General features: G+C 66.4%; 24 protein-coding genes. 12 read left to right on the top strand and 12 right to left on the bottom strand.

Features of this window, described 5'->3' with window-relative positions; translation table 11 throughout:
• Positions 1-210 precede the first annotated feature (210 nt).
• Complete coding sequence (locus ASD42_RS34165) at positions 211-783, top strand: Rv1733c family protein (RefSeq protein ID WP_156677358.1); 573 nt, start codon at positions 211-213, stop codon at positions 781-783.
• Positions 784-1,047: 264 nt separating this feature from the next.
• A complete protein-coding gene (locus tag ASD42_RS01235; protein ID WP_056809296.1) occupies positions 1,048-2,400 on the top strand; it encodes a wax ester/triacylglycerol synthase family O-acyltransferase in 1,353 nt (450 codons plus the stop codon).
• 136 nt (positions 2,401-2,536) lie between these two features.
• On the opposite strand, the gene ASD42_RS01230 is transcribed toward ASD42_RS01235, so the two are convergent.
• Positions 2,537-5,764 (bottom strand): beta-phosphoglucomutase family hydrolase, encoded by a 3,228-nt coding sequence (locus ASD42_RS01230; protein WP_056815113.1) that lies wholly within the window; start codon positions 5,762-5,764, stop codon positions 2,537-2,539.
• Between the two features lie 209 nt (positions 5,765-5,973).
• On the opposite strand from ASD42_RS01230, the gene ASD42_RS01225 reads away from it, so the two are divergent.
• The 4 genes from ASD42_RS01225 (at position 5,974) to ASD42_RS01210 (ending at position 8,714) form a co-directional block, all read left to right on the top strand.
• Complete coding sequence (locus ASD42_RS01225) at positions 5,974-6,960, top strand: Acg family FMN-binding oxidoreductase (RefSeq protein WP_056809294.1); 987 nt, start codon at positions 5,974-5,976, stop codon at positions 6,958-6,960.
• Entirely contained in the window at positions 6,950-7,960 is a 1,011-nt protein-coding gene (locus ASD42_RS01220) for an Acg family FMN-binding oxidoreductase (RefSeq protein ID WP_063893538.1), read from the top strand. Before ASD42_RS01225 ends, ASD42_RS01220 begins: the two co-directional genes overlap by 11 nt.
• Positions 7,947-8,273 carry a spore germination protein GerW family protein gene (locus tag ASD42_RS01215; protein WP_056809293.1) on the top strand — a complete coding sequence of 109 codons (327 nt, stop codon included), beginning with the start codon at positions 7,947-7,949 and terminating at the stop codon, positions 8,271-8,273. The genes ASD42_RS01220 and ASD42_RS01215 overlap by 14 nt, the downstream gene beginning before the upstream one ends.
• A gap of 183 nt (positions 8,274-8,456) precedes the next feature.
• The gene (locus ASD42_RS01210; protein ID WP_056809291.1) at positions 8,457-8,714 is read left to right on the top strand and encodes an SHOCT domain-containing protein; all 258 of its coding nucleotides are present in this window, start codon (positions 8,457-8,459) and stop codon (positions 8,712-8,714) included.
• Positions 8,715-8,843: 129 nt separating this feature from the next.
• On the opposite strand, the gene ASD42_RS34160 is transcribed toward ASD42_RS01210, so the two are convergent.
• Entirely contained in the window at positions 8,844-9,077 is a 234-nt protein-coding gene (locus ASD42_RS34160) for a hypothetical protein (RefSeq protein WP_156677357.1), read from the bottom strand.
• 155 nt (positions 9,078-9,232) lie between these two features.
• Positions 9,233-9,946, bottom strand: coding sequence for a dienelactone hydrolase family protein (locus ASD42_RS34155; protein ID WP_156677356.1), 714 nt, complete (start codon positions 9,944-9,946; stop codon positions 9,233-9,235).
• A 286-nt stretch (positions 9,947-10,232) separates the two neighbouring features.
• Between ASD42_RS34155 and ASD42_RS01200 the strand changes: the two genes are divergently transcribed.
• Together ASD42_RS01200 and ASD42_RS01195 are read left to right on the top strand one after the other, a co-directional pair.
• Positions 10,233-10,661 carry an Hsp20/alpha crystallin family protein gene (locus ASD42_RS01200; protein ID WP_056809288.1) on the top strand — a complete coding sequence of 143 codons (429 nt, stop codon included), beginning with the start codon at positions 10,233-10,235 and terminating at the stop codon, positions 10,659-10,661.
• A gap of 160 nt (positions 10,662-10,821) precedes the next feature.
• Positions 10,822-11,082 (top strand): DUF1918 domain-containing protein, encoded by a 261-nt coding sequence (locus ASD42_RS01195; RefSeq protein WP_056815107.1) that lies wholly within the window; start codon positions 10,822-10,824, stop codon positions 11,080-11,082.
• Between the two features lie 24 nt (positions 11,083-11,106).
• Here ASD42_RS01195 and ASD42_RS01190 read toward each other — a convergent pair whose 3' ends face one another.
• The 5 genes from ASD42_RS01190 to ASD42_RS01170 all read right to left on the bottom strand — a co-directional run bounded on the left by ASD42_RS01190 (position 11,107) and on the right by ASD42_RS01170 (position 15,185).
• Complete coding sequence (locus ASD42_RS01190) at positions 11,107-11,880, bottom strand: sulfite exporter TauE/SafE family protein (protein ID WP_056809287.1); 774 nt, start codon at positions 11,878-11,880, stop codon at positions 11,107-11,109.
• Between the two features lie 49 nt (positions 11,881-11,929).
• Positions 11,930-12,334, bottom strand: coding sequence for a DUF302 domain-containing protein (locus tag ASD42_RS01185; protein ID WP_056809285.1), 405 nt, complete (start codon positions 12,332-12,334; stop codon positions 11,930-11,932).
• A gap of 39 nt (positions 12,335-12,373) precedes the next feature.
• Positions 12,374-12,619 (bottom strand): YgaP family membrane protein, encoded by a 246-nt coding sequence (locus ASD42_RS01180; protein ID WP_084465259.1) that lies wholly within the window; start codon positions 12,617-12,619, stop codon positions 12,374-12,376.
• 25 nt (positions 12,620-12,644) lie between these two features.
• Positions 12,645-12,914 carry a metal-sensitive transcriptional regulator gene (locus ASD42_RS01175; RefSeq protein ID WP_056809283.1) on the bottom strand — a complete coding sequence of 90 codons (270 nt, stop codon included), beginning with the start codon at positions 12,912-12,914 and terminating at the stop codon, positions 12,645-12,647.
• Positions 12,915-13,001: 87 nt separating this feature from the next.
• Positions 13,002-15,185 (bottom strand): MMPL family transporter, encoded by a 2,184-nt coding sequence (locus tag ASD42_RS01170; protein ID WP_056809281.1) that lies wholly within the window; start codon positions 15,183-15,185, stop codon positions 13,002-13,004.
• 514 nt (positions 15,186-15,699) lie between these two features.
• Here ASD42_RS01170 and ASD42_RS01165 point away from each other — a divergent pair.
• Positions 15,700-17,079: an MBL fold metallo-hydrolase gene (locus ASD42_RS01165; protein ID WP_056809279.1), complete on the top strand. Its 1,380-nt coding sequence runs from the start codon at positions 15,700-15,702 to the stop codon at positions 17,077-17,079.
• Positions 17,080-17,314: 235 nt separating this feature from the next.
• On the opposite strand, the gene ASD42_RS01160 is transcribed toward ASD42_RS01165, so the two are convergent.
• Positions 17,315-17,506 (bottom strand): ferredoxin, encoded by a 192-nt coding sequence (locus tag ASD42_RS01160; RefSeq protein ID WP_056809276.1) that lies wholly within the window; start codon positions 17,504-17,506, stop codon positions 17,315-17,317.
• On the bottom strand, positions 17,503-18,930 hold the full coding sequence (locus ASD42_RS01155) for a cytochrome P450 (RefSeq protein ID WP_327152837.1): 1,428 nt from the start codon (positions 18,928-18,930) through the stop codon (positions 17,503-17,505). Before ASD42_RS01155 ends, ASD42_RS01160 begins: the two co-directional genes overlap by 4 nt.
• A gap of 109 nt (positions 18,931-19,039) precedes the next feature.
• On the opposite strand from ASD42_RS01155, the gene ASD42_RS01150 reads away from it, so the two are divergent.
• Positions 19,040-19,690 (top strand): TetR/AcrR family transcriptional regulator, encoded by a 651-nt coding sequence (locus tag ASD42_RS01150; protein ID WP_056809275.1) that lies wholly within the window; start codon positions 19,040-19,042, stop codon positions 19,688-19,690.
• A 49-nt stretch (positions 19,691-19,739) separates the two neighbouring features.
• Here ASD42_RS01150 and ASD42_RS01145 read toward each other — a convergent pair whose 3' ends face one another.
• Positions 19,740-20,306, bottom strand: coding sequence for a TetR/AcrR family transcriptional regulator (locus tag ASD42_RS01145; RefSeq protein ID WP_056809273.1), 567 nt, complete (start codon positions 20,304-20,306; stop codon positions 19,740-19,742).
• Between the two features lie 86 nt (positions 20,307-20,392).
• Here ASD42_RS01145 and ASD42_RS01140 point away from each other — a divergent pair, with 86 nt between their 5' ends.
• Together ASD42_RS01140 and ASD42_RS01135 are read left to right on the top strand one after the other, a co-directional pair.
• A complete protein-coding gene (locus ASD42_RS01140) occupies positions 20,393-20,962 on the top strand; it encodes a hypothetical protein (RefSeq protein ID WP_156677355.1) in 570 nt (189 codons plus the stop codon).
• A gap of 40 nt (positions 20,963-21,002) precedes the next feature.
• Positions 21,003-21,800 carry an SDR family NAD(P)-dependent oxidoreductase gene (locus ASD42_RS01135; RefSeq protein WP_056809269.1) on the top strand — a complete coding sequence of 266 codons (798 nt, stop codon included), beginning with the start codon at positions 21,003-21,005 and terminating at the stop codon, positions 21,798-21,800.
• A gap of 123 nt (positions 21,801-21,923) precedes the next feature.
• Here the strand turns inward: ASD42_RS01135 and ASD42_RS01130 are convergent, their stop codons facing one another.
• The gene (locus ASD42_RS01130; protein ID WP_056815098.1) at positions 21,924-22,424 is read right to left on the bottom strand and encodes a GNAT family N-acetyltransferase; all 501 of its coding nucleotides are present in this window, start codon (positions 22,422-22,424) and stop codon (positions 21,924-21,926) included.
• Positions 22,425-22,456: the final 32 nt, after the last annotated feature.

Below are 22,456 nucleotides of genomic sequence, written 5' to 3'. Positions count from 1 at the left end.
GGGGAGCAGAGCAATGATGCCTGTGAGAAGGGGACCAAAGGCACCGTCGCCACAGTGGTGACCATTCGCGGTCGGCCCCGGGACTTTCGGCTCTGCAATCGGCGCTTGCCGGGGGGCGACGATCAAGCCATGGCAATCAGTCCCGTACTCGCCCCGGTGCGGGGCCACAGTCTCCCCGGGCCATACCGGATGCTGATCGGAGCCGAGCAGATGACGACTTCCACATTCCAGATCGACGGCATGGTGTCGCGGACGGCCAGGCTGTGGCGGTGCCGACCCTGGAACGCCAATCCGCTCATGCGCTGGCCCGACCGATTGCTGGCTGCGGTGCGCATACTCGTCGCCGTCCTGGTGTTGGTTTCGGTGCCGGTGGCCGGCGCGGTGGGAACGATCACCTACACCGACGACGCCGCTGATATCCGCGCACAGCGAGCGGGTGCCACTGTCGTGACTGCTCTGGTCCTGCAACGCCCCGAGCGCACCCCCGCCCACCTGTACCGCGCGCGGGTGAGCTGGCCGGGCGCCTCCGGCTCGTCGGTTGCCACGGTGACGGTGGTTCGTAAGATCTCCGAAGGCGACCGGATCCCCGTGTGGGTCAACGCCTCCGGTAATCCGATTCCCGATCCGCGAGCACCGTCCGCAGCCGTGATGAGCGGAATAGGTGCCGCCATGGTGATTCTGATCGGCGTGGGGTTCACCGGGCTGTGTCTGATCTTTCTCACGGAATCACTGGTGACCCGGCTCCACTCGATCGCCTGGGACCGGCACATGTCAGCACCGTGATCGGCCGCGGTCACCGCAATTCGGGCTCAGACCAAAGGCACTCTCGCGAGGGCCGCAAGCCCCTGACAACCGCTGGTATCCGAAGCCGATGATCGAACCCCTACCCACATCTGATCCCGCTCTCACATCAGGGTATTTCGGCGGCCGGTGATGGACTATTTGCACTTCCCGTGACCGAGCTTTCGCGCAAGGATCGATTCAGTGGCAGCGCCACAGTCCCATCCGGTGACAAGCTGTCACGACCGTCCACTTCGAGGTCGACTGATGACAGAACTACGTCCCCTGGACATGGGGTTCATGGAGCTGGAGGACACCGATCGCCATATCAGCCTCGGCATCGGTGCCGTGGCGATCATGGCTGGGCCGGTACCGACCCGCTCGGCATTCGACGCGATGCTCGCCGAGGGCGTCGATCGCAATGAACGTCTTCGGCAGCGAGTCCGCCGGTCGCCGCTGGATTTGACCGCGCCGGTGTGGGAGCAAGACCCCGACTTCGCGTTGGCACACCATATTCGCTGGACGGCGCTGCCCGGCGCGGGCGATGAGCCGACGCTGCGTGAGCTCGTCGCGACCGAGCTGGAGGAGAGGCTCGACCGCGACCATCCGCTGTGGCAGTGCGTGGTCGTCGATCGAGTATCCGGAGGCCGCTGGGCGTTGATCGTCAAGGCACATCACAGCATGGTCGACGGTGTCTCGGGGATGAGCTTGTTCGAGCGACTGTGTGATCCGCCCGAAGACAGTGTCTCGAAACGCACTGTCCCGTCCCGCGGTTCAGGCGTCGGCCTTGTCGATCGACTGGTCAGGGGCGTGCGGGACCCGTGGGCGGTGCCGCGCTTCGCCCTGACCATGGCGCGCGGTCTGCTTCCGGTGGTGGGCGCGGCGATCTCGCCGGCACTCTCGTCGTCGTTGAACGGTCCTCTCGGCCGACAGCGCCGGTATGCGATCGCCAGAGCGTCGCTGACAAATGTCCACGCGATCGGCACGAGTTTCGACGTGACCGTCAACGACGTGGTACTGGCCGCTGTCGCGTCGGCCTACCGCACCGTGCTGTCACGGCGTGGCGAGGAGCCGACGGCCGGCAAAGTCCGTGTTCTGGTTCCGGTGTCGGTGCGTGCTCCCGGCGCCGAGGAGATCACCGACAATCGGGTGTCTGCGATGATCCCGTATCTGCCGATCGAGCTGGCCGACCCCATCGAGCGGCTGGCCGCTGTCCACGAACGCATAGCGCGACATCGTGCCAGGGGGGAGGCCGGTGCGCAGAGCTCGCTGCTGGCGATGGCCGAGTGGGTGCCCCATGCCCTGGTCGGGTGGACCTTCCGGCTGGCGGGGCATTTCCCGCAGCGCAGTGTCGCCGCATTGGTGACCAATGTTGTCGGCCCCCGCCGCCGACTGACTTTCCATGGGCGTGAGGTGCTCGAAATCCTGCCGTGTGTCCCCCTCGCGATGCGCCTGCGCACAACTATCGCAGTCCTCAGCTATCGCGACTGCCTCATCTTCGGAATCACCGGCGACTTCGACACCACACCTGATATCGACAGCATCGCCGACGGCATCGAACGCGAGATCGCCGACCTATCGGCACGATCGAGCCGAGCCGACCTCGGCGATTCTCGCTGACTGTCCGGGCCCCGTGCGCCGAGCGTGTCGGATCGCGCGCAACCCGGTTCGGCGCGCTCGTACACATCGGCCGAACCACTGCGCTTCCCCCGTTGAAAGCGACCGGACACCGGAACGACAGGCACGCCCCCGACACCTATCCGACCGCGGTGTGCGGCGCCGCGCCGAGCGGGACTTCCCACGTTTGTCCCGCCTCGAGTACCCGCTCGCTGCCCTCGATGCCGACCCGGATCGGCCCCGCGGTGCTGGGGTGCAGCCGCAACCGCACACCCGTGTGGGTGACCGTAACCGTCAGCGGCTGACCACGGTAGGAGATGGTGAACTCCGCCGCGGGTAGCTCGGCAGGAAGGACCGGGTGCAGTCGCAGCATGTCCTGGCGCGTTTCGATGCCGCAATAGCAGCGCAGCACCATGTCGGCGGTGCCGGCCATCGCGCCGATGTGCACGCCCTCGCGAGTCGTGCCGCCCTGGGTGTCGGCCAGATCGGCGTCCAGGGCGCGGATGAACAGCGACCACGATGCCTTCCGGTCGGTGCGAGCCAGCACCCAGGCGTGCGCGAGGCGGCTGAGCGTCGAACCGTGGCTGGTTCTGGCCAGGTAGTACTCGACGGTACGAGGGATGGATTCCGGAGGAAGGCGATAGTCGAGCCGTTCGAGCACATGACGCAGTTCCTCTGCCGAGAACAGGTAGAACAGCATCAGCACGTCGGCCTGCTTGGACACCTTGTAGCGGTTGGTCGTGTCGCCTTCGGTCTGCAGGATCAGATCGAGTCGTTCGATGTTGCCGTAGCGCGCACGGTAGGAGTCCCAATCGAATTCGTCGAGCTCCTCGTATCCTTCGAACTGGCTCATCACCCCGTCTCGATGGAACGGCACGCGCAGTCGCCGACTGACCCGATCCCAGTGTGCCGGTTCGTCGGACCGCAGTCCCAGCCGATTCCACAGGGGAGCGCAGTCGCCGCCGTCGAGGAGCCCGACCACCTCGCGGGCGCGCGCCAACGTCCACGCGGCTAGGACGTTGGTATAGGCGTTGTTGCGCAGCCCCCGCCCCGGCGATCGCGGATCTCCGTCGTGGTACTCGTCCGGGCCCATGACTCCCTCGATATCGAACCGGTCCGCGCCTGGGTCGTAGACGGCCATCGAGGCGAACGACCGAGCTACCTCGATCACGATCTCGGCGCCGACATCGACGAGGAATCGTTCGTCGCCGGTGCTCTGGTAGTACTGCCAGATGCTGTAGGCCACGGCCAAACCCACATGGCGTTGCCGGGAGGAGTGGTCCGGCATCCATTGCCCGTTGCGGATGTTGAACAGCTCGCTCGGTGCCTCTTCCCGGCCGTCGCTGCCGCTCTGCCACGGAAAGAGGGCACCGTCGAGACCCGCTGCCCGCGCGGCGTCGCGGGCGCGGTCGAGCCGCGCGTAGCGGTAGCGCAGTAGCGCTCGGGTGAGCTCCGGCTGCCGCAACGTCAACATCGGATAGACGAACAGCTCGTCCCAGAAGACGTGTCCCCGATACCCCTCGCCGTGTAGTCCTCTCGCAGGCACACCGACGTCGAGGTCGCTCGCCGAGGTGTGCACCGCCTGCAGGACGTGGAATACGTGAAGGTTGAGTGCGAGGTTGCGGTCGTGGTGGTCGCCGAGGGCGATGGCGAAGCGATCCCACAGCTGCGCCCAGGCCGCGACATGGGCATCACGGAGCTCGGCGACATCCGCGACGCGGGCGATCCGATCCGCGGCGGCGAGCCCGGCGGCGGAGATACCGCGATCCCGGGAGGTGCTCACGGCGGCGACCTTCTCGACGGTGACCGGATTCGCCGGGCCGATCCGGGCGGTGACGACGAATCCCGGGCGGGAACTGTCACCGCGAAATCGGCGCTCGAGGACCGTCGCACCGACCCTGGTCCGCGCGGCCGTGGCGATCGTGAGACCCGACTGTGTGGTAGCTGTTTCGTACAGGACCGTCTCCTCGTCGAGCCTTCGATGATTTCCCGGAACCAGATGGTGTGCGGCCAATGCTCGATCGGCGCCGACGTTGCGGTTGCTCACGCTGCCCTCGATCACGGATTCGACGACCACTTCGCCGTCCCAGTTGTGGGCCTGAATCGTCAGTTCCAGCACCGCGACGTGTGGATCCGCCATGGAGTGGAACCGTCGAGTGGTCACCGTCGTCTGCCTGCCCTGGCTGTCCTCGTACCGGTCGAGGCAGGTGAGGACTCCCGCGCGAAGGTTCAGGTCCTGGTGGTGGCTGACCATTTCCGGTAGGCCTGGTCGAAGGACCGTTCCGTCGGAGTGCCGGACGGTGACGTACGCCCAATTCGGCGCGTTGACGAGGTGTTCGGTCTCGACAACCCGCTCGCCCACCGTCGAGGTCAGCCTGTTGTAGATCCCGGCCAGGTAGGTGCCGGGATAGTGCACCCCGTCGGGCGTAGTTCCCGGTGTGGCGCCGCGGCTGGCCCAGTATCCGTTTCCGGTGGTGCACAACGCTTCTCGCGTGCCCTCCTGAGTCGGGTCGAAGTCGTCATAGATGAGGTTCCAGCCGCCGGAATTCGCTGGTGCCGCTCCACCGCACCAGCGTGTCGAACTCGCGGGGATCGGGTCGGAGTTCGACGAGGTGAGGGCCAGGTCGGACAGATCGGTGACGATGACGTCGGCGCCGACCTTCGCGAGTCCGGCGCCCGCGCCGGTGCGATCGACACCGATGACCAGACCGAACCTGCCCGCGACGGCTGCCTGTACCCCGGCCGTCGCGTCTTCGAGCACCACCGCGTCGATCGGCTCCACCCGGAGCCTGCGCGCGGCCTCGAGAAACATCGCGGGATCGGGTTTACCGGGCAGTGCCTCCTGTAGCGCGTCGTTGCCGTCGACGCGCACGGTGAACGACTCGGCCAGACCTGCGGCGTCGAGCACGGCGGCACAGTTGGAACTCGCGGTGACCAGCGCCGTCGGCACCCGGGCCGCGCGGAGGCGCGCCAGCAGTGCGGCGGCGTCCGGAAAGACACGCACGCCCGATGCGGCGATCTCGGCGGCGAACAGATCCTGCTTGCGCGCGGCGAGTCCGGCCACGGTCAGACTGCTCGGCGCATCCTGCGCCGACCCCTCGGGGACGCTCATACCCCGGGAGCGCAGGAAGGATCGGACTCCGTCACTTCTGCTACGGCCGTCGACGAACCGCCGATAGTCGGCCTCGATATCGAACGCGGGGATCGGGCGGTCGGTCAGCTGAGGTAAGACCTCGTCGAAGAGTCGCTTCCATGCCGCGGCGTGCACGGTCGCGGTGTCGGTGACGACGCCGTCCATGTCGAACACCACCGCGCCGTATCCGTTGGCGGTCCTGCCTGCCGATCTCGGCAGGTTCTCGAGGCGCATCACCCTGCCCGACAGTCACTGGACCCGAGCACCCGAATTCGTTCACCATGCACAGTTCGATCCTGCCTCGACGACACGACGCAGCGGAAGTGCTGCAGGAGGGCTCGCCGATGACCTGAAGTCCCTCCGAACGGGGTCATCGTGCTCTTATCCCGCTCCGGTGCTGCTGAGACCGTGGAAAGACAGACCATCGACGAAGGACGGACACCATGGAGCGCGGACTGCCCGATGACAACACCGTGATGGCGGCGCTGAGGCTGGCCGGGCGCGCCCCGTCCGTGCACAATGTGCAGCCCTGGCGCTGGCGCATCGCCGATGAGAGCATCCACCTCTACCTCGACCCGCGGCGTGCGCTGCCCGCGACCGACCCTGATCAGCGCGACATCGTGCTCAGCTGCGGGGCGGCATTGCATCATCTGTCCGTGGCGCTCACGGCGATGGGGTGGGCGCCGGTTGTTCACCGGATCCCCGACCCCGCCGCCCCGGACCACCTGGCTGCGGTGACTCTGCTGCGGCGCCGACCGACCTCGCTCGACATCGAGATGAGCAAGTCGATCACTGCACGCAGGACCGACCGCCGCCACTACACGTCGTGGCCGGTTCCGCCGGGATACCTGAGTCTGTTCGCCGAGCGGGCGATGGAACTGGGCGCGATCGTGCGACGCATCGACGACCGCGAACGGGTGAAAGCCGCCGCCGCGCACGCGGGCAGCATTCATGCCGATGACGAGTCGTATCGGTTCGAACTCGCGATGTGGTCGGGGCGCCACGGCAGTGCCGACGGCGTCCCCGCCCGCAACGTACCGCCCGCGCATCCGGCGGACGAGTTCCCGCCGAGGACCTTCGCGGCGGCCGAATTCGCCGATCCGGCAAGCGAACCCGATCAAGCCGAATTGCTGGTGCTCGGCACCGGTGCCGACGATCGGCGGTCGAGGCTGCGGGCGGGCGAGGCGCTCAGCAGCATGCTGTTGACGGCAACCGGAATCGGCCTGGCCACCTGCGTGCTCACCGAACCGCTCGAGATCGCGGGACAACGCGCACTCATTCGTCGAGATCTGCTGTTCGGCACCGCTTATCCGCAGGCCATCGTCCGGGTCGGTTGGGCACCGACAAGTGCTGATTTCCCGCCCGAAACGCCCCGTCGACCGATCGCCGACCTGTTGATCCGAGACGCGGAGGATTCCGATGACCGGTGACCCCAGGCCCGACGTCGAGACTGTCCGCGCTGTTTTCGACCGTGCCGCTCGCGCGCCTTCGCTGCACAACAGCCAGCCGTGGCGCTGGCGCTGGGACGGCACCGCCGCGGCGCTCTACGTCGACGCCGGCCGGTTGCTGCCCGCGACGGACATGTTCAATCGGGAAGGCATGCTCGGCTGTGGGGTGATGCTGAACCACGCCGACGTCGCGTGGAACGCCGCGGGGTGGGAGCCTCGCGTCACCACGTTCCCGGAGCCCACGGTTCGCTCCCACGTCGCCTCACTCGAACCTGTGCGCCCGCACGTGCCTTCCGAGCCGGAACTGCTTCTCGCCCAGGCGATCGAACGGCGCTACACCGACCGGACACCGATGGCACCGCCCACAGATCGGCTGGTGACGCAAGAAATACTGGAGTTCCTCGGACACCGATCCGGCACGACCATCATCTTTCTCGACCCGCCTGCCGTGCACGCGCTACGCGGGATCTCCGCGACAACTGCCGGGTTGCGTCGCTACGACCCCCTGTACCAAGCGGAGCTGAGCTGGTGGGCCGCAGCTCCGGATGCGGGCAGGGCCGGCGTGCCCGCCGCCACACTGCCGGCGGCCACCGACCGCTCCCGGGTGCCGGTCGGCCGCGAATTCCCTTCCGGGACTGTAGAACCCGCAGGTGATGGCGATGACGAGGCGATGGTAGCGGTGCTGTCGACGCCGGGAGATTCGGCGGAGGACCTGCTCGACTGCGGGCGTGCGTTGTCGGCGGTACTGCTCGAATGCACCGTGCGCGGTCTGTCCACCTGCACCATCACACATGTCGTGGAACTGCCCTCCGCCCGGGCCGCCGTGGCCGATCTGGTGGGCCTGCGGTACCCGCAAGTTCTTGTGCGCATCGGCACCGCGCGGACAGATCCGCCACCCCGAACCCCACGCCGCCCCCTTGACGACTTTCTCGATATCGGCACAGCCGACCACCCCAACGGAGGAAACAATGAAAATCGATGACGCATTCTCGATCGCCAAAGACGCGCTGACCGTCGAGCGGGTCTACGCGGAGCCGGTGGAGCGCGACGGCACCACCGTCATCGGCGTCGCCGCGGTCTCCGGCGGCGCGGGCGGCGGCGGATCGGACCCCGAAGGTCAGCAGGGTTCGGGAGCGGGCTTCGGGATAGGTGCGAAACCGGTCGGCGCGTTCGTGATTCGCGACGGTCGGGTGCGCTGGCAGCCCGCTGTCGATGTCAACCGGCTGATCGCCGTGGTCGGTGCCGTCGCACTCGCCGCGCTGATCGTCGGGGCTCGCTTCGCGCGCCGGCCCTAGTTCTGTCCGCGGTCCGCCCTACCACTGTCACGGTAGGGCGGACCGATTCTTGTCACCCGCCGACGTGCCTTTGGTACTCCCGAATGGTGGCGCTCGGCCCTGCCCGCGGGTGGCCGTCGGGAGACATAGTGACGGTAACGATCGCAAACGCGCAGTGAGCGTTTCATTCCGAAGGAGACCGCGATGAATTGGTACGACCACGACGTCAATGGTTGGGGATATGCCTGGATGGGCTTCGGGATGCTCCTGTTCTGGGGGCTGTTGCTCGCGGGATTCGTGCTCGCGCTCCGGTACCTGTTCCGGCTCGACACCGATCGAACCGCACATCCGGCGGCTACCGGTGCCGAACACGTGCTGGCGGAGCGCTTCGCACGGGGCGAGATCGATGCGCAGGAATATGCCGACCGGCTGGCGGTCCTGCGTTCGACCGCCCAGCGATAGCCGGCCGACGAGCTCATCGAGGAGACCATGATGCGAACGAACAGAAACGACACCGGAGCGCGACGATGATCGCCGACGTCGCAACACGATGGATGATGGTCGTCGTCGGCGCCGTTGCCGCGATCGGTCTCATCGACGCCGCGACCGGCCGCAATCGGGACCTGGTGGTGGTTTCGGTGCCATCGTGGTGCTGAGTATCGCGCCGTCGCGCAGCGACTTCCGGTCGCCGCACTGCTCGAACGACTCGGACTCGGCGACGCCGTCTCGACCATCGCGGAGCACAGCAACGACGGCACCGAGGGCGTTGACGACGCGATGACCGAGGTGATCACCGAGCTCGACCACATCATCTTCGAAACGCATGGGTTCCTGAGCGGGTATCGTCTCGGCGCCCATGACCACCACACCGTCGGTGACACGATCGGTGCTCCCTGGCGACGATCAGCCGATTCGTTTCGGCCGTCGGCTGCCACCGCACCCGGTCGTCTCGAACGACGAAGGCACCAGATCGGAATACATCAGTCACCTCTGCCGCTGGTTCGCGGCGTCTTCGGCTCGGCAGGGCCTGGTGGTCTCAGGTGCTCGGTGATCCATATCGCCGACAAATAGGACTCCCATTGGGCGAGTTGGCTGCCGGTCGCCCGGCGCCCGGGCGTGGACATGTCGGTGACGCGGTGTTCGCACCGCATGCTCGCGGCCGCGGAACGGTTGTGCGCCAGCACTTGTCGATCTCCGCCGCCGATCAGAAACAGAGTCGGAGCGGTGATTCGGGCCAGCCGAGCACCTGCCAGGTCAGGGCGCCCGCCCCGGACGACAACAGCCTCGATTCTGCTGTGTGGTTCGGAGGCAGCCCACAGGGCCACGGGCGCGTCTGAGCCGAGGCCGAAGTAGCCGACAGGGAGGTCGCGGCACACGGTCGTCCAGAGCCAACGCCGAGCGGCGGTCAATCTGCTGCCGAGAAGGCGGACGTCGAAAATTCTGTCGACGTCGCGTTGTTCGGTCGGCAACAGCAGATCGACGGCTACCGAGGCGAGTCGGTGGCTTGCCAGGGCTTGGGCAAGGACCACGTTGCGTCGGTCGCTTCGTGTACTCCCGCTACCGTGGGCAATGACGACTACTCCGAGTGCCTGCGGTGGCACACGTAGCCGTCCGAGCAAGTCGATCCCTGCCGCGTCGATCGTCACTTCGAGGTCGTACGCGAGAACAGGATCCACGTTGTGAGCGAGAGTCACCGTTTCCTCCTGAGTCCGACAACAGTCAGTCTCGATCCGCGCACGTGGCGGTGAAAAGTGCCACAGGTCGCCAACCCATGAGTCGCACGGCCCTCGAACCCTGGGAACGTGGACGGATGGACGAGTCGGTCGCGGTCACCTGAGCCGACAGGGATTCCCTGGTCTCTGAGGATGCCCGCTCCCGCAGTGACAAACGACCATCCGGGCAGGGGCGCCGGACCCTAGCCCCGACCGCCCGGATCTTGATCGGATCGAGGAGTCCGAAACAACAGCTGAGGAGCCGAACATGAGTAGTCTGCCTGCCCACCGTCACCGCTTGTTTCCCGCGGTGAACGACTGGCTGACCGGGTTCCCGCCGGTCGAGAACCTCCGCCCGCTCTTCGAAGGCCGACTCATCAAGGTCGAGGAGGAGCTCGCTGACAACAAATACCTGCTGCGAGCAGAACTCCCTGGTATCGATCCGGCGAACGACATCGCCGTCACCGTGCGGGAGGGCGTGCTGACCATCACGGCCGAGCGTAGCGAGCGTAAGGAAACCAAGGGACGCACCGAGTTCGGGTACGGCTCGTTCACCCGCTCGATCGCCTTGCCCGCAGGTGCGGCCGAAGACGACATCTCCGCCAAGTACGACCAAGGCATCCTCACCGTCTCGATCCCGGTGACCGAGCCCGAGAAGGCACAAGAACGTCATATCACCGTCGAATCGGGCGGATAAGAGCAGCTCACCCGAGTGGCAGACGAGGGACACGCGTCGTCTCGGGCTCCGGGTGAGAAACGTCCGATCACCCGTTCGTAGCGGGACCGACGGCGAGTGCCACGGCGAGAGAGCGGATCCGATCATGGCGGTGACAAGGAAACCAGCAAGGAGGCACGTCATGCATGCGAAACCAGGCGACTGGCTCGTCATCGAGGGACATACCGTCGGCTGCGCTGTCCGGCGGGGGCTGATCGAGGAGGTCCACTCAGCAGACGGGTCTCCGCCCTATCTGGTGCACTGGACCGATGACGGTCATCGGGCGCTGACCTTTCCCGGACCTGACGCTTATGTGCTCACCGGGTCGGAATTGCGGGCACAGGAGGAGGTCGCGGCCGCGCGGTTCTCCTCGATGCAGCATCAGCCGAGCCATCCGGTCTGAGCGCGGTGAGCTGCGGCCGATCGGCTACCGGAGGAAGATCACTTCGATGAGGACGAAGGCCGCCACCGCGAAGATCAGAGAGGCGAACCACTTCTGTAGCCGGGTGGTGTCGACGTGCTTTCCGTAGCGGCCCGCGACGAGTGATCCGCCGATGGCCGTTGCGGTGAACACTGCGGTGACGCGCCAATCGAGGCTGAGATCGCCGAGGTAGGCCAGGAGTCCGGAGCTCGAATTGGCGGTGACGATCACGAGAGATGTGCCGATCGCCACGGACATCTCGATGCCGAGCAGGAGGACGAGGGCAGGGACGATGAGGAATCCTCCGCCCACGCCGAAGAGTCCGGTCAGGAATCCGACGCCGAGGCCGACCGGAACGGCGCGGGAGGTGCAGCGGCGCCAATCGATGGTGGATCCCTCCACGCGGCAGGCAGTGCCGATTCCCCCCGTGCCGGACATCATTCGAGCTCCGGCGGCGATCATCACCACCGCGAATCCTGCCAGTGTCAGTGGTGCGGGAAGAGCTCGGTTCATCGCACTGCCTGCGAACGCGGCCGGTAGTCCGGTCAGGGCGAACATGCCTGCGACTCGCCACTGCACTCGGCCGGACCGGATTTTGGGGATGGCGCCGAACAGTGCGGAAACGCCGACCACGAGCAGTGACATCGGCACCGCCTGCCCGAGCGGGATCCCGAGTCCGTAGACGAGCCCTGGGACGGCGAGAATCGAACCGCCGCCGCCCAGCAGGCCGAGCAGAATCCCGATGACGGCCCCGAGGACCACGGAGACGAGGATCGTCATCGGCGTCTCCTGCTCAGGTGCTATCGCGGGAATGGATGTGTCGTGGAATTCAGCCGCCGGCGGTGAGTGCGTCGATCGCGGCCTGCAGGCGTCGGCCTGCGTCGTCGGCGATCGCCGCGAGGGCGGGTTCGCCGGTGACCTGCACCAGCAGTTCGGGGTTCATCGCCTCCACCAGGACCGTGCCTTCCTCGGCCGCGCTGTCGCGCACGATCACATTGCAGGGCAGAAGCAATCCGATCTGTCGGTCGACCTCCACGGCCCGATGCGCCAGCGGCGGATTGCAGGCGCCGAGGATCAGATACCGTTCCATGTCCACGTCGAGCTTGGCCTTCATGGTGGCCTTCATGTCGATCTCGGTGAGTACGCCGAATCCTTGTTCCTGCAATGCCGCTCGGGTTCGGGCGACGGCATCCTCGAACGACGTTTCCAGTGTGGTGGACAGTGCCAGGTTCATCGGTGGGTCTCCGTTCTCGTTGGTGTGGATTCCGGGGGTCTAGCGGGTGGTCGGCTGAATTCGGCAGCTGGCGCGTTCGAGGCCGACTTTTTCCATGATCAGGCTGGCGGGGCACCATCCGACCATCGAGTAGAAGACGAGATTGGCGCCGACGAAACCGGTGAGCAGCAGCCACCACGGCGAGAAGACCGCAGCTGAGGCCACGCTCGCCAGCACGATCACGCCGGCCATCAGCGGCACAACTCGTTCTACAGTCCAGCCCTGATGGCGGGGGAGCTTCGGCACGGGCGTTTCCCTTCTCGTGGATCTGTCAGGCCAAGGCGAGGAAAAGCTTCTCGAGCTCGGCCTCGCTCATGGGTTGCTTGCCGTCCGCGGACTCCCCGGTCAGGCATTCGCGCAGTCCGCTGGCGACGATCTTGAAGCCCGCTTTGTCCAACGCGCGCGAGACCGCGGCGAGCTGGGTCACGACGTCTTTGCAGTCGCGCCCGTTCTCGATCATCGAGATCACCCCGGCGAGCTGCCCGTGTGCGCGGCGCAGCCGATTCAGTACCAGCGCGATACTCTCGTCGTTTCCGACCATGACGATTCCTTTCCTGAGGCCTGCCTCCACTATACCCCAGGGGGTATGCAGGGTGGAGTGATCCACGCCATGCATACCCCCATCGCGTCAGCTGTGGGAGAAGCTGATCTTCGGCAGCACGCGGCGCAGCCACGCCGGTGACCACCAGGCGGCGTGCCCTGTCAGTCGCAGGAGTACCGGCAGGAGCATGAGCCGGATGAACACCGCATCGAGCAGCACGGCGACACCGAGGATGATGCCCATCTCCTTGGGTGGCAACGGCTCGGCGAAGGCGAAGGTGAAGAACACCGCCACCATCACCGCCGCGGCGGCGGCGATGATTCGGCCCGAATGCGCCAGCCCCATGACGTGCGCGTGCTCCGGGTCGCCCGATTCCTCGTAGTGCTCCTTGGCCGTCGCGAGCAGGAATACCGTGTAGTCCATCGCGATGGCGAAGATCATCGCGAAGAAGAACACCGGCCCCCAACCGTCCAGGAAGCCCTGCGGGGTGAAGCCGAGCAGGCTCGCGCCGTGTCCGTCCTGGAAGATCAGCTTGGCCACGCCGAACGCCGCCGCGGTCGAGAGCAGGCTCACCACTGTGCCCAAGATCGCGATCAGCGGCGCCTGCAGTGCGACCAGCAGCAACGCGAAGCCGAGCACGAGGATGACGCCGATGACCAACGGCAGATAGTCGTTGAGGGCCTGCTGGAGGTCCAGGTTCTCCGCCGGGGCGCCGCCGACGAGTGCCTGCGAGGGCAGGTCCGCGCGCAGTTGGCCGAGGATCGCGCCCATCGCGTTGTCGGAGGGGTCGACGTTCGGGATCGCCTGCACCATCGCGTAACCGGAGCCGTCCGCGCTGGACGTCGGCGGGGTGACCATGGCGATTCCGTCGGTCGCCCGGGCGGCAGCGGCGGTCGCCTCGGCTTCGGCAGCGGGGGCGATGATCTGCAACATGCCAGGAGCGCCTTCGCCCATCTGGGCCTGGATGAGCTCATAGCCCTGGCGAACCGGTGCGTCGGTCGGCACGACCTGGATCGACGGCATGGCTACCTTCAAGTCCAGCACCGGAATCGACAATGCTGCCAGGATCAGCAGCGAGCCGATGGCGAAGGGCCACGGATGCTTGTGCAGCAGTCTGCCCCAGGACTCGAAGCGCGCCGACCGGTGCTGCTGGCGTTTGGCGTAGGGCAGCGAACCTGCGTTGATCTTGGGCCCGAGCTTGCCCAGCACCGCCGGGAGCAGCGTCAAGGTGGCGGCGAGGACGAACGCGACCGCGAGCATGATGCCGACGGCCATGGTCCGCACCGCGGGCGCGGGCACGAGCAGCACGGCGGACAGGCTCACCAGCACGGTCAGTCCGGACAGGACGACCGCCTTGCCCGCGGTGTCCATCGTCTCGGCGACCGCGGCGCGGGAGTCGCCGGTCTTGCTCAACGCGTCACGGAATCTCGCGACGAGGAACAGGGCGTAATCGATACCGAGAGCCAGGGCGAACATCATGGCGAAGTTCATGGCCCACACCGAGATCGGCGTGGCCGAGTTGAGCAGCACCAGCCCGCCCGCCGACGCGATCAGCCCGGCCAGTGTGAGCAGCAGCGGCAGGCCCGCGGCGACGAGCGAGCCGAACGCGAGCACCATGATCGCCAGCGTCACCGGCCAGGAGAACATCTCCGCCTTGATCATCGCGTCGTGGTTGGCTTTGTTGAAGTCGCTCCACAGCGCGGACGCGCCGGTGGGGTAGACCTCGACCCCGTCCTTCGACAGCGCCGTCAACTGGCCTTTGAGATCGTCGACAGCCTTGACCATTTCGTCGGTGCTCGCGTTCGCACCGGCGATCAGCACTCCGGTGTGGCCGTCCGGGCTGATCGACATCCCGGGCTGCGGCGCGATCACCGCACCGAAGCGGTCGTCGCCCTGGAAGATGGCGGTCGCCTCGGCGAGCACCTGCTGCACCGCGGGATCGGAGACCGTGCCGGTATCGGAGTGCACGACCACTTGCACGGCGGCAGAGGAGTTCCCGCCGAAATGCTGCTGTGCGAGCTCGCGGACCTGAACCGATTCCGACCCGTTGGCCTGCCAGCCGGCGCCGGCCAGCGAACTGAACACGCTCGGAGCGGCGGCGCCGAGGGCGACCAGGGCGATCAACCACACGCCGAAGACCCACTTCGCGTGCGTGGTCATCGTTGCTCCCATGCGGGCCAACGCGCCGCCCGGCTCGGTCGGTGGGGCGGACCCCGGTGCCTGCTTCGTCGTCGGCGTTCGACCGCTGACGACCGCGTTGTTGCTGCTCATGTCACTACTCCTTATACGGGAGGGGGTATATTTCGGGGCGCGCTGGGCCCACGGGAAATGTGGTGAGTCACCGCGTCTGGTCGGTGCTATCCAGTTCGGCGGTTCACGGAACGTCCCCCGCGGGCATGTGGATCACATCGCGCTCGGGCTCAGCGGCCGAGGATGCGAGCGAAGAACCCCGGCTCGTTCGCAGGTGTGGACTCTTTCTTGCAGTCGCAGCGGCGGGACGCGGGGATGGATTTCATGACGCTGCTCACGTGGGACCCGCAGCCGCCCCATGTTGTCTTCTTGCAGTTCGGGCAGGTGACGGGATAACACATGGGGCCTCCTCGGAAATGGGGAATCAGGCAATAATACCCTGGGGGGTATCAACCAGGGGGTGTCGGTGGCCGCAGGCCTCGGGGTTGATGCGTGCTCGAGTGTATACCCCCCGGGGTACTTGCATACCCTAGGGGGTATATGTCACTCTTGTCCACATCAGCAACGAAGAGCCCTTGTTCGGATTGGAGGAAGCGTGATTCTCGAGCAGTACTACATCGAATGCCTGTCCCATGCCTCGTACCTGATCGGTGACAAGAGCACCGGCCGGGCGATCGTCGTCGATCCGCGCCGAGACGTCACCGAATATCTCGAGGACGCCCAGCGGCACGGGCTCACGATCGAGGGGGTGATCAACACCCACTTCCACGCGGACTTCGTCTCCGGCCACCTCGAGCTGCTCGAGGCCACGGGGGCGTGGATCGGTTTCGGTACCGCGGCGGAAACCGACTATCCGATCCGGCGACTCGCGCACGGTGAACATGTCTCGCTCGGTGAGGTCGATCTGGAGGTGCTGTCCACTCCGGGGCATACCTGGGAATCGATCAGCCTGTTGGTGCGCGAAACCGCGTCGGCCCGCCCGACGGCCGTGCTGACCGGCGACTCTCTGTTCATCGGTGACGTGGGTCGACCCGACCTGGTGAACCTCGGCGACGGTTCGACCTCGGACCTCGCGCGTGCCATGTACCGGACCATCCATCAGACACTGCTGAACCTGCCCGACTCGGTGATCGTCATGCCCGCGCACGGTGCGGGCTCCTCGTGCGGGAAGAACCTGTCCACGGAATTGACCTCGACGATCGGTGAGCAGCGGCGAACCAATCCGGCGGTCCAGCCGATGAGTGAGGACTCGTTCGTCGCGCTGATCACCGACGGCCAACCGGCGGTCCCGCAGTACTTCCACGTCGACGCCGCTCTGAACAAACAGAATCGGGCAGTGCTGGATCGTGATCGCAGCATCCCGGCTGTCACGGTGGAACAGTTACTCGGCGAGTTGGATCGCGGTACGCGCGTTCTCGACGCCCGGAGCCCGGACGACTTCGCCGCGGCGCATGTGCGCGGGTCGGTGAATGTCGGTTTCGACGGTCGGTTCGCCGAGACCGGCGGAATGGTCGCCGAGATCGGCGACCGGATCGTGCTGATCACCTATCCCGGCGAGGAACAGGACGCCGCGTTGAGACTGGCGCGAATCGGGTCCGACGAAGCGGTCGGGTATTTCAACGTCGAGCACGACGGCGTCTTCCCCGCCGAACTGACGCATCTGCTTCAGGCTGCACCCAGGACGACTGTCGAGCAGTTGCGCGAGTTGCTCGGCGATGGTGCGGTCACTCTTGTCGATGTCCGCAATCCCGGCGAGCGGGAGTTCGGCGTCATTCCCGAGTCCAGGTCGATTCCGTTGGCGCAGTTGCGTTCTCGGATCGGGGAGCTCCCTACCGGGGTGCCGATTGTCGTGCACTGTGCGGGCGGGTGGCGCTCGAGCGTCGCGGCGTCGTTGCTCCGATCGTCGGGCATCGAGCAGGTCAGCGACCTGATCGGTGGTTACAACGAGTGGGTCGATCACTACGCGGCGGCCTGAATTCGGCGACGCCGACACAATGCCCCCCGTCTGTGGTTTCACCTCGCGGCCCGTGGTCCCGCGGACAGGCACGCGGGATCGGCGAAGACATGGACTCCCGCGTGCGCTGGCGGCGGATCCACACCCGGCGCACGGCGGATTCCGGTCAGCTGCGTCCTCTGACCCCGAGTCGACCACCCGGCCGCCTTGGGATCATCTCCGGCGACATCATCGACAACCCCGGCGCGAGTGTCCTTCAGTCGGACAGGCGCAAAGCCTCCACCGGGCAACTGTCGACCGCCAGCCGCACGTCGTCGAGTTCGGCTTCGGCTACCCGGTCCGTCAGCACCGTCACGGTGCCTTCGTCGTCGACCCGAAAGATGTCGGGCAGCAATGCTTCGCACATGCCGTGGCCCTCGCAACGGGTGCGGTCGGCGGCGATCTTCATGCGGACACCGAGGCGCCGAGGCGTTCGAGTCGGATGGGTAGGCCATCCAGGGGGACAGGGCCGGTCGCCCAGCCCATCGGCGGCGTGTAGTCGGCGGGCACGGTCCAGCGGTAGTGCAACAGCATGCGGTGCATGATCGCCTTGACTGTCATACCGCCGAAATAGAGTCCGATGCATTTGTGCGCGCCGCCACCGAACGGGGCCCAGGTATAGCGGTGAGCCTTGTCCTCGTGCCGTTCGGCCGTGAACCGTTCGGGATCGAACACGTCGGGGTCGTTCCACCAGCGGGCCTGACGCATGGCCGAGTACGAGCCGATCATCACCAAGGTGTCAGCGGGGACGAACTGACCCTGGATCGCGGTATCCCGCACGGTTTCGCGGACCTGCTGCCCGACAGGGGAGTACATCCGCAGAATCTCTTTGAAGACCAGATCCAGGGTCGGCAGCCGGTCCAGATCGGCATAGTCGAGTGACTCCTTGCCCAACGCCTGCGATTCGGCGCGCAGCCGGTCCTGCCATTCGGGATGCAATCCGAGTTGATACCCCATCATCGACACCGCGATCGTGCTGGTGTCGTGCGCGCCGAGCAGGACGAAGATCAGATGGTCGACGATGTCCTGATCGGTGAATGTATGGCCCTCCTCGGACGCGGTGCGGCACAACACGCTGAACAGATCCTCGCCATTTCCCGCGCGTTTGGCAGGCAGTTCGCGACGGCAATAATCCTCCAGCACTGCGCGTCCGCGCAGTCCGCGTGCCCACAGACCGCCGGGCAGATTCGTGCGCACCAGCGCCTGGCCGCCACGTACCGCATCGATGAACGCGCGCTCCAGCCCGGCGGCCTCCGACCCGAGATTCGCCCCCATGAACACTTCCGAGGACAAGCCGAGCAGCAGGCGTTTGGCCGCCGGATAGAGCTGGAAATCGCGATTCGGTGTCCAGTCGCGCATACCGCGCTCGATGGCCGGGCTGGTGATATCGAGATAGCCGACCAACCGCGGCCGGGTGAAGGCCTGCTGCAGAATCCGACGGTGGTAGCGGTGTTCCTCGAAGTCGCGCAGCAGGATGCCGCCGTGGAAGAACGGGCCGATGAAGAAGGTGTAGCCGCGCTGTGCGGAATACACCTTGTCACGGTCGGCGAGTACCTCTTCGGTGGCCTCCGGCCCGGCGACCATGACAACGCGTCGCCCGACGAGTCCGGCCCAGTGCACCGGCCCATACTTGTCGAAACGGCGGCGGGCGAATTCGAGACTGTCGCTCATCGCGGGTATGGCGTGCCCGATGAGCGGCACACCGTAATCGCCCATGATCGGACGTAATCCGCTGCCGGGCAGCGGGTCTGCCAGCGCGCGGGTTTGCGAAGGATATCGTTCGGCGAGAGCGGATACGGCGGATTTGGCCCGTCGGCCCAGGGTCGACATCATGTTCGTTGTCCTCTCGCACCGTTGCGATGTGGTGTGACTTGGAACATACAGGAATCAGTCGTTTCCGTAAACGATTGATTCCTATTTCCTGTGCGGCATACTGAGGGCTGTGACACGGGCAGCGACCGGCATCTATCGCGGCACCTCGGCCGAACAGCGACGCGACGAACGCCGCCAGCGGCTGATGGACGCTGCCCTCGACATCATCGGCACCCAGGGCTGGGCTGCGACCACCGTGCGCGGAGTCTGCGAACAGGCCAAGGTCGGTCCGCGATTCTTCTACGAGAGCTTCGACGACCTCGACGCACTCGCTGCCGCCGTACACGACGAGATCATCGAAACCGCGATCCGCAGCTCATTGGACGCACTCGCCGCCGCACCGGATGACATCGCAGCCAAAACGCGGGCAGCCGTCACCGCCATCCTCGAATCCGTCGTCGACGACCCCCGCCGCGCCCGCATCGCTTTCGCCGAGGCGCACGGCAGCGAAATCCTGATGCGCCGCCGCGCCGCCGCCATGCGCACTATCGCCGACGTCGTCGCCGAACAGGAACGCGCACTGCTCGACCCGCCGGCCGGCAGCGAAACCCTGGTCAGTGCGGTCTCGCTGATGATTACCGGCGGCGCCGCCGAATTGGTCCTGGCCTGGCTCGACGGCGGGATGGATATCAGCCGCGACGAACTGATCAACCTGTGCGTCGAATTCGTGCTGACCTTTGCCGACAACCTGGCCACGATGGCCGCCCGATTGGCGCATTGAATGCGCGCACGGGACGGTGGAGCCTTGGGCTGCTAGGCCCCGGCGCTGGTCAGTTCGGCCCGGGTCGACCGGAGGCGGCAGTGAGGCTACGGACGAGCAAGTCGATGATCGCTCGCTTGCCCGCGTCGTCGCGCTGGTGGGTGAGGAGTCCTTCGATGACGAAGGTGCCGATGGCGGACATGGCGGCGAGGTCGGTCTCGGTGACTCCGGCCGTGCGGAGGTTGTCGGCGAACAGCGCGTCGGCCACCTGGTGGAAACCGGCGTGCCAAACGTCGATGGCGGGGGAGGCCGCTACGCGGGAGTGCACGGTGTTGACGAGCCCGTGCAGCTGTTCCAGCTGGTCGACCACCCACAGCAGCCGCTCGTTCAACGAGAGGCCGTCGATCTCCGCGTAGGTGGCGAGTGCCTCGGCCAGGATGCGGTCGAGGACCGCGATGAGCAACTCGTCCTTGTCCTGGAAGTACCAGTAGATCGTATTGACCGTGACTCCCACGCTTTTGGCGATCCGCGCCGTGGACGCCGATTCGAAGCCGTCATCGATGAACAGGCGCTGCGCGGCGGCGATGATCTCCTCGCGCTTCTCCGCGCGGTCCTGCGGGCGTCGATTCCTTGGCACCTGACCACCCTATCTTGAACATCGCTCAAGAAATCGTTAGGCTTCTTGAGCGACGTTCAAGAGATCACGAGATGAGGCTGGTTCCCATGGACACCGACAACGCGGCCGCCGAGCTGCGACGGCTCGATACCAGCGGCCTGCTTGCCCTGTTCACCACCCTGGAAGCCCCCACGATCGCCGAGATCGACGGCGAGTACACCGCCGCTCTGCTGGCCCAGCCGAACCTGTTCGCGGTGGTGACCGGAAAGGTGGCCGTGGCCAACCCGCTCGGTCCGTGGCTGTGCAAGGCGTTCCGGCCCGTGGATGAGAACGGCGGGCGCGGCTACAACACTTTCGCCGAGTTCGGCCAGGTCCGGCAGCGCTACCCGATGCGCACGCTGTTGGCCCCGTCCCGCTACGACGGTGCTCCGGCCTACACGCTCATCTATCGCGCCTACGCCTCGATGTGTGGGTCGATCAACATGGTGGACGAGGTGCGGCGTGCCGCGCCCGGCGTCTACCTGGGCATGGGCACCTGGGGATTCACCGACGCCCAGCGCCGCGTGCCCCGGCCCTTCCTGCTGACCGGCCCGGTCGGCTCCTACCGCGGCGACATCGGCGAAGCCCGGCACGACTTCGCCCCCGGCCCCCGCGAGCTGCCCGGCCCACCCGCCTGAACACCGCCCACCTGTCTGCCACCATCCGAACGAAGGACCCATGACCACATCTCCCCGCACCGCGCTGATCACCGGCGCGTCCGCCGGCATCGGCGCGACGTTTGCCCACCACCTGGCCGCGAACGGCTATCAACTGCTGCTCGTGGCCCGCCGGGTCGATCGTCTACAGGAGCTCGCCTCACAGCTGACCGAACGCCACGATGTTCGCTGCGAGGTGTTCGCCGCCGACCTCACCGACCCCGCCGCACCCGCCGCGATCGTGGAGTACGCCGACCAGCAGGGCTTGGATGTCGACGTCCTGATCAACAACGCGGGACTGTCGGGCAAGACCGCGTTCGCCGACACCCCATGGGACGCCCTGGCCGACGAGATCCAATTGATGGTGACAGCCCCGACAGAACTCGCCCACCTGGTCATCCCCGGCATGAAGAAGCGACGCTGGGGCCGCATCGTCAACCTGTCCTCGGTCGCCGCGTTCGCTCCACCCGGAGCCAGCCTGCTCTACACCGGCATCAAGTCCTACGTCCTCAACATGTCGCAATCCCTCGACATGGAACTCAAACCCCACGGCGTTCACGTCACGGCCCTGTGCCCCGGCTTGACCCACACCGAATTCCACGACGTCATGGGCACTCGCGACAAAGCCGACCATCTGCCCCGTATCCTCTGGCAGCAGCCCGAAGCCGTCGTCACCGAGGGCTGGGACGCGGTGATGAAAGGCAGACCCGTGTGTGTCCCGGGCATCGTCAACAAGATCTCCGCCGCCGCTATGAAGCCCCTGCCCAACCGCCTGGGCTACCTCATCGGAAAGACCTTCAACCCATTCAAGAACAGCTGACGCCGCTCACTCGCTGTGAGTGACGGCCTGGCCACCTGGCCGACCCCGCGGTGACACGAACTTCCGGTGTACTGACACGGACCGCACGTGCATCCGCCAGGGGCCGACGCCGTCGCACGCTGCTCACCCCGTCGGCTGCCAGGTGTACTCGTATTCGGGGACAGTGAATCCCGCCTCGAAGGTGACGGTGCCGGAACCGGTTCGGTGCCAGCCTCTGCTCTCGTAGAACTTGATGGCGGGTGTGTTCGCGGTGAGGACCTCCAGGTAGACCGGCCGGTCGGGGTAGGTAGCGGCCGACCAGCTCAGGCCCGACTCGATGAGGCCGGTACCGATACCGACGCCGTGCGCATCGGGGTGTGCGTGGAGGTTGTCGAGCAGGACTCTGCCGTCTTCGGTCGGACGGAAATAGGCGAAACCGATGACGGTGGAATCCTTCTCGGCGACGAACACACCCGCGGTGACCGGCTCGGACAACAACGTGCGCCAGCGGGTGGAGTGATCCGAGTCGACCGGGCCGTCGAGGTACTCGTCAGGAAAGATGCCCGCGTAGGCGATGCGCCAACTGGCGGTATGGAGAGCGGCGATGGCCGCAGCGTCGGCGGAGCCACCTGTGCGAATCAGCATACGGTCGAGCATGGTCCATGATCGCCGGCCCG

The organism is Nocardia sp. Root136 (assembly GCF_001427185.1).
GTDB classification, from domain to species: Bacteria; Actinomycetota; Actinomycetes; order Mycobacteriales; family Mycobacteriaceae; genus Nocardia; species Nocardia salmonicida.
This window is presented reverse-complemented; position numbering and strand designations above follow the sequence as displayed.